The 12663-nt window shown below is 67.8% G+C and carries 9 protein-coding genes; 5 read left to right on the top strand and 4 right to left on the bottom strand.

The window, feature by feature from the left end; genetic code table 11:
• Positions 1-15: 15 nt before the first annotated feature.
• A complete protein-coding gene (locus tag ACZ5PO_RS16050; protein WP_464195174.1) occupies positions 16-3147 on the bottom strand; it encodes an efflux RND transporter permease subunit in 3132 nt (1043 codons plus the stop codon).
• Entirely contained in the window at positions 3144-4286 is a 1143-nt protein-coding gene (locus tag ACZ5PO_RS16045) for an efflux RND transporter periplasmic adaptor subunit (protein WP_464195172.1), read from the bottom strand. Before ACZ5PO_RS16045 ends, ACZ5PO_RS16050 begins: the two co-directional genes overlap by 4 nt.
• A gap of 391 nt (positions 4287-4677) precedes the next feature.
• Here ACZ5PO_RS16045 and ACZ5PO_RS16040 point away from each other — a divergent pair, with 391 nt between their 5' ends.
• On the top strand, positions 4678-4968 hold the full coding sequence (locus ACZ5PO_RS16040) for a glycine zipper domain-containing protein (RefSeq protein WP_464195170.1): 291 nt from the start codon (positions 4678-4680) through the stop codon (positions 4966-4968).
• 436 nt (positions 4969-5404) lie between these two features.
• Here the strand turns inward: ACZ5PO_RS16040 and ACZ5PO_RS16035 are convergent, their stop codons facing one another.
• Both ACZ5PO_RS16035 and ACZ5PO_RS16030 read right to left on the bottom strand, forming a co-directional pair.
• Positions 5405-6007: a COG3904 family protein gene (locus ACZ5PO_RS16035; RefSeq protein WP_464195168.1), complete on the bottom strand. Its 603-nt coding sequence runs from the start codon at positions 6005-6007 to the stop codon at positions 5405-5407.
• 267 nt (positions 6008-6274) lie between these two features.
• Positions 6275-6937 (bottom strand): GntR family transcriptional regulator, encoded by a 663-nt coding sequence (locus ACZ5PO_RS16030; RefSeq protein WP_464195166.1) that lies wholly within the window; start codon positions 6935-6937, stop codon positions 6275-6277.
• A 248-nt stretch (positions 6938-7185) separates the two neighbouring features.
• On the opposite strand from ACZ5PO_RS16030, the gene ACZ5PO_RS16025 reads away from it, so the two are divergent.
• From ACZ5PO_RS16025 to ACZ5PO_RS16010, 4 genes are all read left to right on the top strand, one after another.
• The gene (locus ACZ5PO_RS16025) at positions 7186-8175 is read left to right on the top strand and encodes an ABC transporter permease (RefSeq protein WP_464195164.1); all 990 of its coding nucleotides are present in this window, start codon (positions 7186-7188) and stop codon (positions 8173-8175) included.
• Positions 8176-8237: 62 nt separating this feature from the next.
• Positions 8238-9251, top strand: coding sequence for a sugar ABC transporter substrate-binding protein (locus ACZ5PO_RS16020; RefSeq protein ID WP_464195162.1), 1014 nt, complete (start codon positions 8238-8240; stop codon positions 9249-9251).
• A gap of 149 nt (positions 9252-9400) precedes the next feature.
• Complete coding sequence (locus ACZ5PO_RS16015) at positions 9401-11560, top strand: ABC transporter permease (protein ID WP_464195160.1); 2160 nt, start codon at positions 9401-9403, stop codon at positions 11558-11560.
• Positions 11560-12603: a hypothetical protein gene (locus tag ACZ5PO_RS16010; RefSeq protein ID WP_464195158.1), complete on the top strand. Its 1044-nt coding sequence runs from the start codon at positions 11560-11562 to the stop codon at positions 12601-12603. Before ACZ5PO_RS16015 ends, ACZ5PO_RS16010 begins: the two co-directional genes overlap by 1 nt.
• Positions 12604-12663: the final 60 nt, after the last annotated feature.

The following is a 12663-nucleotide window of genomic DNA, read 5'->3' as shown; positions in this document are numbered from 1 at the left end:
CGCGGCGGTTCGCGGTTACGTTCCCGTCGGCAGACCGCCGGCCGATGGGACGGGCTTGGGCGCGCCGCCGCGGCGCCTCAGATGCCGGCCGCACCACTCGCTGAAGCGCTCCATGTAGAGATAGGTCACCGGCGTGGTGAACAGGGTCAGGGCCTGGGACACGATGAGGCCGCCGACGACGGCGATGCCGAGCGGCTGGCGCAGGTCGGCGCCCGCGCCGATGCCGAGCGCGATCGGCAGGGTGCCGAGCAGGGCCGCCAGCGTCGTCATCATGATGGGGCGAAAGCGCAGCACGGCCGCCTCGTAGATCGCCTCCTCCGGCCCCTTGTGCTCGGTGCGCCGGCGCTCGAGCGCGAAGTCGATCATCATGATGGCGTTCTTCTTGACGATGCCGATCAGCATGATGATGCCGATGATCGCCATCATCGTGAGGTCGAAGCCGAACAGGCGCAGGAAGAACAGGGCGCCGACGCTCGCCGAGGGCAGGCTGAGCAGGATCGTGAAGGGGTGCACGAAGCTCTCATAGAGGATGCCGAGCACCACGTAGACCGAGAACAAGGCCGCGACGATGAGCATGGGCTGCGTCGCCAGCGAGGTCTGGAACTCCTGCGCCGTGCCCTGGAACGAGCTCTGCAAGGTCGCGGGCTTGCCCACCTGCGCCTCCGCCGCCTGGATCCGGTCGACCGCCTCGCCGAGCGACACGCCGGGCCCCAGATTGAACGACAGGGTCACCGACGGGAACTGGCCCTGGTGGTTGACGGAGATCGTGGAGGGCACCGGCTCGAGCGCGGCGAACTGGCTCAGGGGGATGAGTCTGCTGCCGGCACCGTGCACGTAGATCCGCGTCAAGGCGGAGACGTCCTGCTGGTACTCCGGCGCCACCTCCAGCACCACGTGGTAGGTGTTCAGCGGCCTGTAGAGCTGGGTGATGAAGGGCTGCCCGAAGGCGTCGTACAGCGTCTGCTCGATCGCAACCACGTTGACACCGAGCCGGGCGGCCGTGTCCCGGTTGATGCGGATCATCAGCTGCGGGCTGCCCGACTGCTGGTCGCTCGCCAGGTCCTGGAGGCCGGGCACCGTGCGCAGCTTGTCGAGGATACGCGGCGCCCATTCGTTGAGCTCGTCCAGGTCCGTGTCCTGCAACGTGTACTGGTACTGGGTGCGGGCCAGACGGCCGCCGACCTGAATGTTCTGGATCGACTGGAGGAAGGTGACCACGCCGGGCACCCGGGCGAGCTGCGGACGCAGGCGGGCGATGATCTGGTCGGCCCGCGCGGTGCGCTCCGCCAGCGGCTTGAGCTGGATGAAGAAGCGGCCGGTGTTCATGCCCGAGCTCGAGCCGCCGCCGATCGAGGAGCCGAACGAAAGAACGTCGGGATCCTTGCCGATCACCGCGGCGACGGCCGCCTGCCGCTGTGCCATGCCCTCGAAGGAGATGTCCTGGTCGGCCTGGGTGAAGGCGAAGATGAGCCCCGTATCCTCCTGGGGGAAGAAGCCTTTCGGCGCCACGTAGAACATCCAGCCGGAGGCGGCGATCAGCAGCACGTTCAGGATCATGACCGGGCCGCGCCAGCGTAGCGACAGCTTCAGCCCGCGCTCGTAGCCGCCGATGAGCCGCTCGAACTGCCGCTCGCTCCAGGCGTAGACAGACCCGTGCCTGGCCCCTTTCGGATTGGCCAGCACCAGCGACGCCATCATCGGCGACAGGGTCAGCGCAATGAGCGCCGACAGCACCACGGCCACGGTGACGACGACGCCGAACTCCCGGAACAGCCGGCCGACCACGCCGCCCATGAACAGGAGCGGGATGAAGACGGCGATCAGCGAGACGGTGATCGATACGATGGTGAAGCCGATCTCGCGCGAGCCCGCGAGCGCCGCCTCGCGCCGGCCCAGGCCGTCCTCCATGTAGCGGAAGATATTCTCCAGCATGACGATGGCGTCGTCGACGACGAGGCCGACGGCCAGCGTCAGCCCCATCAGCGACAGGTTGTCGAGGCTGTAGCCGAACATGTACATGACGGCGAAGGTGCCGACGAGCGACAGCGGCACCGTCACGCTCGGGATGAGCGTCGCCCAGAAGCTCCGCAGGAACACGAAGATCACGACGACGACCAGCACGATGGTGCCGACGAGCGTCAGCTTCACGTCGGCGAAGCTCTCGCGGATCGACCGCGAACGGTCGCTGACCACCGTGAGCTCGACCGATGGTGGAATCGACTTCTGCAGCTCCGGCAGTTGCCCCACGATCTGATCGACGAGCTGAATCGTATTGGCGCCCGGCTGCCGCCAGATGCCGATCATCTCGCCGCGCTCGGCGCCGACCCAGCTGGCCTGCAAGGGCAGCTCGGAGCCTGCCGACACGCTGGCCACGTCGTCGAGCCGGACCGGCGCCCCGTTGCGGTAGGCGACGACCGCCCGCCCGATGTCGCGCGGCGCGAACAGCTGGCCATTGGTGCCGATCTGGTAGGATTGCCGCGGCCCCTGCAGCGTGCCCACCGGCAAGTTGGCGGTCGTGCCCGTGACCGCGCTGGTGATGTCGTCGAGACCGATGCTGCGGGCGGCGAGCGCGAGCGGGTTGACCTTGATGGTCGGCGCAAACTTCTGCTCGCCGAAGATCAACACCTGGCCGACGCCGGGAAGCGCCGAGATCTTCTGGGCGATGTTGAGGTCCGCATACTGGTCGAGGTCCGTCAGCGTCATCGCCGGCGAGGTCAGGCCGAGGATCAGCACCGGCTGGTCGGCCGGGTTGACCTTCCGGTAGGTCGGCGGCGTCGGCAGGTTCTTGGGCAGATAGCCCTGTGCCGCGTTGATGGCCGACTGCACGTCGCCGGCGGCGCCGTCGATGTCGCGCGTAAGGTCGAACTGCAGCGTGATCTGGGTGGAGCCGAGCACGCTGGTCGAGGTGATCTGATTGACGCCGGGGAGAGCCGCGAACTGCCGCTCCAGGGGCTGTGCCACGGACGAGGCCATCGTTTCCGGATCGGCGCCCGGCAGCGTCGCCGACACCGAGATGGTGGGAAAGTCGACGCGCGGCAGGGCGGCGACGGGCAGCAGCTCGTAGCCGATGACGCCGCCGACCAGCAGCGCCAGCATCACCAGGGTGGTGGCGATGGGGCGCTGGATGAAGGGCGCGGAGACGTTCATCGCGAGGCCATCGGCGACGGCGCGGCGTCGGTGACGGCGACCTTCACCCCGGCCTTGAGCCGGAACTGGCCGCCGGTGACGACGCGTTCGCCCGCCGCCAGGCCCGACCGGATCAACGCCAGATTGTTCTCCGTCTGGCCGACGACGACGTCGCGCTGCTCCACGATGCCGTCGGACCTGACGGCGTAGACGTAGCTGCCTTTCGGCCCGGTCTGGACGGCCGCCGCCGGCGCCGTGACGCCGTTCCTGACCTCGGCGACGACGAGGTGGGCGTTGACGAACTGGCCCGGCCAGAGCCGCTCGTCGGCATTGGCGAACTCCGCTTTCAGCTTGACCGTACCCGTGGTCTGGTCAACCTGGTTGTCGACGAGCCTGAGCGTGCCCTCCGCGATCTGGTTCTGGTCGGCGGCATCGAAGGCGAGGGTCTTCAGGGCCCCCTTCGCCATGGCGCCGCGGATCCGGCCGATATCCTGCTCCGGCGCCGTGAACAGCACATAGATCGGCTTGATCTGGGTGATGACGACCAGGGGCTGTGCGTCGTTGCCCTGGACCAGATTGCCGAGGTCGACCTGGCGAATGCCGGTCACCCCATCGATGGGAGAGCGGATCCCGGCGTATTCGACGTTCAGGCGCGCCGCGTCGATCTGGGCCTGATCGCTCGCGATCGTCGCCTCGTCCTGCGCGACGGTGGCCTGCTGGGTGGCATACTGCTGCTCGGGCGCGTAATTGCGCTTCAGCAGATCGGAATAGCGCACCAGATCCTTGCGGGCGTTCAACAGGTTGGCCTGGTCCTTGGCGAGCGTCGCATTGGCCTGGTCGAGGATGGCCTGGTAGGGCCGCGGGTCGATCTGGACCAGCAGGTCGCCGTGCCGGACCTCCTGCCCTTCACGGAAATTGATCTGTGTGATGTTGCCCTGCACCCGGCTCTTGACCGAGACGGTGTTGAAGGCGGTCACGCTGCCGAGGCCGCGCACGATGATGGGGACGTTCTGCGCCTCCGTCACCGCCGTCTGCACGGGAACGGCGGGCGGCGGCGTCATCGGCTGCGCAAGGCCGTGGGTGCCGTGCGAGGCAACATAGACACCCCAGCAGACCAAGCCGAGAGCGATACCCAGAGCGAGCTTTACGCCGGTGCGCATGGGCATCGCTCCCATTCTTCGTCGATGGCCGGGCCTCGAACCCGCCGGAACCCGACTGGGCGCGACACTGGGCGGCTTGGACCGGAGCTTCTACTTGAGAGAGCACGGGCTGAGGCAGACAGCCCTAAGACAGAGGCAGGCTTCATGAGCAAGCACACAATCGATGCTGATGCTACTGCCCGGATTTTGTTGATCTTGAGGCAGCTCGCCTCACCATCGTGGCGGCCGAATAGCGCAGGGAACTGGACGTCGACGGCTCGAATACCCGCATATACAACCATAGGTTGATATCATCATCTGTGAAAGCGTGCGGTGGCAAATAGCCGGATCGGCGCCGCGGCGCGTGGATTCGCCGCTGCGGCCACACGGAACCGCGCCCGGACCACGACCGATGGAACCTGTAGCCGTGCCGCAAATTAACCGTGTGGAGGAGGATCGTTGGATGAAACAGCTCTGCGTTATCGGGATGCTCGCGCTCGGCATGGTCGCTTGCAACCCATATAACCGGACGGACCGCACCATCGGCGGAGCCGCCATCGGCGCGGGCGCGGGTGCGCTCGTCGGTGGACTGGCGTCGGGCACGGCCGGCGGCGCCGTGGCCGGAGCCGCCATCGGCGGTGTCGGGGGCGCCATCGTCGGCAATGCCACGACGCCGAGACGCGGATACGTCTACGGATACTGATCGGGTGCGCGCGATCGCACCCCAAGACGGGCTCGGACGTTTCCCTAGAGCATTTCGCCATTGGATGACGATCATCCAATGGGAGAAATGCTCATAGCCTTTTTCATCTGGAGCGCTTCTCTTGCGATTGGGTGTGTCCACCCAATCGCGAAGCGCTCCAGAGCATGATCCTAAGAGGTGGACACTGGTTCTTGGATAAGACCATGCTCAAGACGAAGACTGAGAGCGGGATGATGATTACCAGATAAATCATCCCGCTCTTGTGTCCGAGACCAGGGTCGCCAGGACTCGGCGTGCCCGGCATCGACCTGGCGACGCCCCTGACAACCGTGCCGCCGTTGCCCGCAGATCCCCGGCGGCAGTCAGGGGACTCCTCGTCCTCACCGAGCCCCGTGCGGCAGAGCCGAGACTACCGGCCCCGGGGGGCCGGGACACGCTATCGCGCCAACCGCAGGCGCGACATCTCGTTGGGACGGAACACGTGGATAGAGTTGGAGGGCGTGCGCTCGGCAATGCTGATCACCGCCGGGTCGACCCCCATGGCGCGTGCGTAGTTGCGCATGGCGACGGTCAGTCCCTTGGGCGGCCTCGCCGCGCGCACCGGGCCCCGGTGCTGGCCTGGCCGTCCCATGAAGGCCCGGTGCACGCCCAGATGGCTCCCCGGCGGCGCGATACGGCGGCTGCCGCCCATCAGCGTGTACACGCAGGCGGAAAAGCAGATGCCGCTGATCAGCCCCTGCCGTCCGGCCCGGGCGACGGCGACCGACGCGCCGAGCTCGCGCAGCACCAGGCCGAACGTGAGCGATTCGATGACGACGCCGCCAGGCGAGTTGATCAGCACCAGGTTGCTCACCGGCCCGCGGTCCATGGCCTGGCGCGTGAAGGCGACGAAGTTGGCGGTGGTGCCGGGCGTGATCTCGCCGTCCCCCGCAATGATCGGCGGACAGCCCTGGCCGCAGCGCGGGTCCTGGAGTTGCACCAGGCGAAAGCTCATGGCCTGCGCCGGGCCGCTGCCCCACAGGAGGACGCTCGCCGCCACGATGAACGCACCTAGAGCGGCTGGAATCGATCGACGAAGCAAGGCGATGCCCCGGTTTGGCCGGCCGCCGCTGAGCGGCCCGACGGTGTGCGCAGCGTGCCATCTTAGCGCACACGCCCGTCAAGTATACGACAGCCGCGCCGACGCCGCAGCCGCGGCGGCCTCGTCGAGTGCCGAACGTTCACCCGTGCCGCTCGAATCCGCGGCAGACTTAGCGCCGAGCGGATCCCGGCGGGTGGTGCGATGTCGCGCCCGGCTGGCGCACGCTCATCCAGCCGCCCACGTCATCTGCTCCAGATGCAGACGCGTGCGCCGGATATGCGCGCCGAGCATCCGGCCGGCCTCCTCCGCATCCCGCCGCTTGATCGCCTCGATCATCAGGGTGTGCTCGGCGTCGCTGATCCAGCGCCCCTCGGCGCCGGTATTGGCAAGGTAGTTGCGCCGGTAGGGCTGGGTGATGTTCCAGAAGCGCTCCACCGTGGTCAGCAGCCGCGGCATCGGCGCCCGGCGCACGCTGAGCAGGTGGAACTCGCGGTCATACTGGATGTAGTCCTCGAGGTCCGGCGTCTCCCGGGCACGGGTGGCCAACGCGGACAGCTCGGCGATGTCCTGGTCCGACAGATGCGCGACGCTCTGCGCCAGGGCGAGCGGCTCGAGCCGCTCGCGCATCATGTAGACCTCGATGCACTCGGCCTTGTCGAGCTTGCTGATCCAGGCGCTGCTGTTGGGCACGAGGACCACAAGGCCCTCGTTCTCCAGGAGCCGCAGGGCCTCCCGCACCGGGATGCGGCTGGTGCCGAACTGCTCGGCCAGCCGGTCCTGCTGGATGCGGCTGCCCGGCTTCCAGTCGCCCCGCAAGATGCCCTGTCGAAGCTGCTCGGCGATCTGCACACCCAGCAGCCGTTCGTCCCGCCCGCTGCCCTTCGCCATGTCGGCCCGCCTCGCGCTCCCCCGCCTCGTGTCCGCTCGTCTCATTTACATGGATTGTATCCGATTTTTGCGGAAAGGCGACTTTCAGAACGATTATCCGGGCATTTTTTGGTAGTTTGGATAAAATCCTTGACATGACCGGACGAGGCTGGAACCTTCACGGCAAGCGCGGAACGCGCATACGACACCCGCCCGAACCGCCGTTCGTTCGAACGCGGCGGGCGAGGTCCCAAGGGATGAACGTGACCATGGCGGACACCGCACAGCAGCGGGGCGGCTACAAACCTTCGCAGGCGCTCGCCGTGATGGGCTTCGCCGTTCTGGCGGCGGCGATCTTCAGCGTCACGCTTCCCGGCTTCTTCACCCTCGGCAACGCCCTGGCGCTGGCGCGGGCCGTGTCGATCCTCGGCGTCCTGGCCCTCGGCATGGCGCTGGTCGTCATCGGCCGCGGCATCGACCTGTCGCAGATCGCGGCCCTGGCGGTCTCGGCCGCCGTGGCGGTGACGCTGATCAACGCCGGGGTATCGAGCGGCGTGGCCCTGCTGCTCGGCCTGGTGCTGGCCGTGGCGATCGGCGTGGTCAACGGCTTCCTGATCGCCGTCGTCGAGATCCCGGCCCTGTTCGCCACGCTGGCCATGGGGCTGTTCGTCGTCGGGCTCACCCGCGCGTTCGTGGTGCCGCACTATCAGGTGTTCCTGTCACCGGGGCACGACGAGTTCCTGGCGCTCGGGCGCAACCTCGCCGGCGGCATTCCGGTGCCCCTGCTGATCTTCGCCGGCTGCGCGATCGTCGTGCACGTCTTCCTGTCGCGCACGGTGCTCGGCCGCTTCATCTACGCGCACGGCGACAACATGGCGGCGGCGCGCCTGTCGGGCATCGGGGTGCGGCCGCTGACCATGCTGGAATACGCCCTGTCGGCCGCCATCGGCTACATCGGCGGGCTCATGATGGTGGCGTCGACGGCGCTCATGCACCTCCAGATCGCCGAATCCACCCTGATCTTCGACGTCATCCTCGTGGTCGTGCTCGGGGGCGTCAGCCTCGTGGGCGGCCGCGGCAACGTCTTCAGCGTCGTCGCCGGCACCCTGCTGATCGGCGTGCTGCTCAACGGCATGACCATCATGAACCTGGATACGCAGACCCAGGACATCATCAAGGGCATCGTGCTGCTCGCGGCCATCGGCATCGACAGCTACGTGCACCCGCGGGAGGAAGAGACCGCCAAGCAGGGCGACTAGATCTCATCCGCATGACCGCATTCCGAAAGTACAGCGCCAATAAAGTCTACGGGAGGGAGACCATGAGCAAAGGATCCATCTTCGCACGGTCGGCGGCCGCGGCGCTCGCCGCCGGGCTTCTCGCCGCCTCGGCCCTAGCGCCGGCCCAGGCGGCCGACCCGCGCGAGGAGCTGCACGCGAGCTTCGAGAAGGCGGTGAAAGGCAAGACCGTCGCCTGGGTGCCCGTCTGGCTCGGGGTGCTCGAATCCACCTGGACGCGGGTGATGAAGGCGCACTTCGACGACTACGGCATGAAGCTGATCGTCCGCGACCCCAACTTCAAGTCCGACGTCCAGCTGCAAGCGGTGAGCACGCTCATCAACGAGAAGCCGGACGTGCTCATCGTGCAGAACCCCACCGCCAACCTGCTGGCGCGCGAGCTGAAGCGGGCGATGGATGCCGGCATCTACGTGGTGCAGGTCAACATGGCGTCGAACACCCTGACCGACGCCTACGTCGGCGCCGACGTGCCGAAGCTCGGCCGCATGCTGGCCAACGACGTGGTCGCCGAGTGCGGCGGCGGCAAGGGCTCGGGCAAGGTAGCGATCCTGGAGGGCGAAGCCACCGCCGCCTATTCGCTCGACATGGCCAAGGCCGCGACGGAGGTGTTCAAGACCGATCCGACGATCAAGGTCGTCTCGTCGCAGCCGGCGAACTGGGACGCCAACAAGGCCGGCGACATCACCACGACCGTGCTGCAGCAGCACCCGGACCTGTGCGCCATCCTGAGCGTCTGGGGGCCGATGACGGCGGGCGCGGCGCAGGCGGTCAAGAACGCCGGCAAGCAGGGACAGGTGAAGATCTACGTCGCCAGCGACGGCCAGCCCGCCGACTGCGACCTGCTGGAGCAGGGCCTGTTCACCAAGAACCTGTCCTACCGGGCCGACACACAGGGCGAAGCCATCGTCAACGCCGTGCTCGGGCTGCTGCAGAACGGCGACAAGCCCGGCAGCAAGAAGCTCGCCTATTACACGACCAACTACTGGGTGAAGAGCAAGGACGACCGCGCCTATTGCTTCACCGTGCCCAAGGATTGAGGCCGATGTCCGCCGGCCGCGCGTCACCGCGGCCGGCGGACATGGCTCGTTCGATCGGGCTCGTGGCGCAAGCAACGGGACCGGTCTTTCCAAGCCCACGTCAGCCGCATCCGCCGGCGTGATTTCGGTCGGAACGGGAGCCTAGCCTTATGGAATCGGTACGGCGCCTCTGGTACCGCTACTCGCCGCAACTGTTCATCAGCGAGCTTCTGGAAAAGCGCTGGATGGAACCGATCGTTCCATTCGTGCTCATGTGCCTGGTCTTCCTGGCGTTCGTGCTGACCATTCCGGGCTACACGAACTGGCCCAACCTTCAGCAGTTGATGCGCAGCTTCCCGGAGCAGGCGCTGGTGGCGATGGCCATGGCGGTCGCCGTGCTCGCCGGCGGCATCGACCTCTCGGTCGGCGCCGTGTTCGCCATGGCCAACTTCCTGGCGCTCTACCTGCTGCAGATCCTCGGTCTGCCGTTCCCGGTGATGATCATCGGCGTGCTCGCCTTCGGCGCCCTCGTGGGCGCCATCAACGGCGGCCTGATCGCCTATGCCAAGACGCGGCCGTTCCTCACCACCATGGTGGTGCTGATCATCGTCCGCGCGTCCTACAACAAGCTCACCACCGCCTTCACCAGGGAGCTCGCCTCGTCGTCCGAGAGCAGCGACGCCTGGGACTTTCTGGGCATCGGCACGGTCTTCGGCATTCCGACCAACATGGCCTGCCTCATCGTCATCGGCCTCGCCGCGCACATCTACCTCACCCGCCTGCGGCCGGGGTTGCAGATCATGGCGGTGGGCTCGAGCCGCAAGGCGGCGCGCCACGCCGGCATCGACGTCAAGCGCTCGCTGTTCACCGCCTATGTGCTGGCGGGGCTGCTCACCTCCTTCGCCGGCATCCTCTATGCGGCCCGCCAGAACAGCTCCGGCACCGACACCGGGGTCGGCTGGGAGGTCAATGCGCTGGCCGCCGTGGTGCTCGGCGGCATCAGCCTGGCGGGCGGGCGTGGCACCATCGCCCGCGCCCTGATCGGCGCCGTCATCATCTTCCTCCTGATCAACGGCCTGGTGCAGCTCGGCACCCACGGCAGCCTGACCACGGCGACGATCGGCTTCCTGCTGATCGCGGCGGTGGCCTTCAACGTCAAATGGCAGAAGAACAAGGGCAAGGTGCTCCAGAAGATCTACGTCAGCCCCACGCTGGTGGAGTTCAAGCCGCCGCCGTCGATTGCCCGCGACGCCGGCACCGCCTTCGCCGAGAACGACCGGCTGCACGCGGCCGAGGCCATCGCCTACGAGCGCATCGAGGGCCCCGAGGACGTCATCCTCGACCGTCACGACAACCTCTACACGGTCAACCGCAACGGCTCGATCATCCGCTTCCTCGCCCCCGACTACGAAACGCGCGAGGAGTTCGCGCGCATCGGCGGCCGTCCCCTCGGCATGGCCATGGACCGGGACGAGAACCTGATCGTCTGCGTCGCCGGCATGGGCGTCTACGGCGTCCGGCCGGACCGCTCGGTGTTCAAGGTGACCGACGAGACCAACCGCTCGTGGCTCAGGCTGAAGGACGATTCCCGCCTCTACCTGGCCGACGATCTGGATATCGCGCCGGACGGCAAGATCTATTTCAGCGAAGCGACGATCCGCTACGATCTCGCCGACTGGGCGCTGGACGGCTTCGAAGGCCGCGGCAACGGGCGCCTCATCTGCCACGACCCGGCAACCGGCCAATCAAAGACGATCCTCAAGAACCTCGCCTTCCCCAACGGCGTCTGCCTCGCCCACGACGGCCGCTCGGTGCTGTGGGCCAGCACCTGGCTGTGCCGCATCCATCGGCTGTGGATCGCCGGCCCGAAGGCCGGCCAGAGCGAGATCCTCGTCGACAACCTGCCGGGCTACCCCGACAACATCAATCGGGCGTCGGACGGCACCTATTGGCTCGCCCTCGTCGGCATCCGCTCGCCGGTCTACGACATCGCCATGGCCGATCCGAGCTTCCGGGTCCGCATGGTCAAGCAGATTCCGCCCGACGAGTGGCTCTGCCCCGGCATCAACTACGGCTGCGTCGCCAAATTCGACGACAACGGCACGGTGCTGGAAACCCTGTGGGACCCGGGCGGCCACTCGCACCCCACCATCACCTCCATGCGTGAGCACAAGGGCTACCTCTATATCGGCGGCCTCGAGAACAACCGGATCGGACGGCTGCGGCTGGCCGATGCCGACCCCACGTGGACGAGCTGGGACTCCTATTGGGGTGACGGCCAGCCCAGGACACGCCGTGGCGCTGCGGTGCCGGCGCGGGAGGTGGCGTGATGGCGCTGCTGCGGGACCTCGTCGACGCCGTCCTGTTTCCTAACCGGCCTGTCCACGGCATCCCGGTGCTCGACGGGCCGCTGTCGCCCAATAGCCGCCTGGAGGAGGCGCGGACGCTGGGGGGGCCGATCACGGCGCCGGACGACCTGGCACTCGGGCCGGACGGCGCCCTCTACGTGTCGAGCGGCACCACCGTGCTGCGCTGCGAGGGACCGGATTTCGACAGCCGTCGCGTCTTCGCCGATCTGGGGCGGCCGGTCGGCGGCCTGGCCTGGACGCCGGACGGACGGCTGCTCGCCTGCGTGTCCGGGCGCGGCGTGCTGGCGCTGGCGCCGGACGGGCGCCCGGAGGCGACGCTCGACACCGCGGGTGGCGCGCCGCTGAGCTGCCCGACCGCCGTCACGGTGGCGAGCGACGGTACGGTCTTCGTCACCGACGGCTCGTGCCATAACGTTCCGGAGGACTGGCTGCGCGACCTGATGGGGGCGGCCCCGGCCAGCGGCCGTCTCATCGCTTGCAACGACCGCCTCGCCGACGCCCGCGTGCTGAGCCAGGGCCTGGCTTGGCCGAACGGCGTGGCACCGACTGCGGACGAGCGCGAGGTTCTGGTCACGGAAGCGTGGAGCCATTCCCTCGCAGCCGTGTCGCGCGACGGCCTCCGCCGCGTGCTGGTGCCGAACTTCGCCGGCTATCCGGCCCGCCTGAAGCGCGCCCCGGACGGCTTCTGGATCGCCTTCTTCGCCCTGCGCACGCAGCTCACCGAGTTCGTCCTGCGCGAGCCGCGCTTTCGCGCCAAGATGATGGCCGAGGTGCCCCCGAGTTATGGATCGGCCCGGCCCTGTCGTCGCCGTTCAACTACCGGGAGCCGACGCAGATCGGCCGCATCAAGAAGCTCGGCATCCAGAAGCCCTGGGCTCCGGCCCGGTCCTACGGCCTTGTCGCACGGCTGTCGCCGGACGGCGATCCCGTGGAGAGCTTCCACAGCCGGGTCGGCGGCCACACGCATGGCGTCACCGCCGTCTGTGCCGTCGGTGCGCGGGTGATCGCCTGCGCCAAGGGCCACGACAAGCTCGTCGAACTGACGGCCAAGGCGATCGGAGCCC

It is taken from the genome of Chelatococcus sp. KU-N122, assembly GCF_055391085.1.
The sequence above is the reverse complement of the archived record's forward strand: the minus strand, read 5'-3'. Positions and strand labels throughout refer to the sequence as shown.

Coding starts and splice junctions, on each gene's coding strand:
- ACZ5PO_RS16020 (WP_464195162.1), top strand. CDS start 8,238: ATGAGCAAAGGATCCATCTTCGCACGGTCGGCGGCCGCGGCGCTCGCC.
- ACZ5PO_RS16030 (WP_464195166.1), bottom strand. CDS start 6,937: ATGGCGAAGGGCAGCGGGCGGGACGAACGGCTGCTGGGTGTGCAGATC.
- ACZ5PO_RS16050 (WP_464195174.1), bottom strand. CDS start 3,147: ATGAACGTCTCCGCGCCCTTCATCCAGCGCCCCATCGCCACCACCCTG.
- ACZ5PO_RS16040 (WP_464195170.1), top strand. CDS start 4,678: ATGGAACCTGTAGCCGTGCCGCAAATTAACCGTGTGGAGGAGGATCGT.
- ACZ5PO_RS16045 (WP_464195172.1), bottom strand. CDS start 4,286: ATGCGCACCGGCGTAAAGCTCGCTCTGGGTATCGCTCTCGGCTTGGTC.
- ACZ5PO_RS16015 (WP_464195160.1), top strand. CDS start 9,401: ATGGAATCGGTACGGCGCCTCTGGTACCGCTACTCGCCGCAACTGTTC.
- ACZ5PO_RS16010 (WP_464195158.1), top strand. CDS start 11,560: ATGGCGCTGCTGCGGGACCTCGTCGACGCCGTCCTGTTTCCTAACCGG.
- ACZ5PO_RS16025 (WP_464195164.1), top strand. CDS start 7,186: ATGGCGGACACCGCACAGCAGCGGGGCGGCTACAAACCTTCGCAGGCG.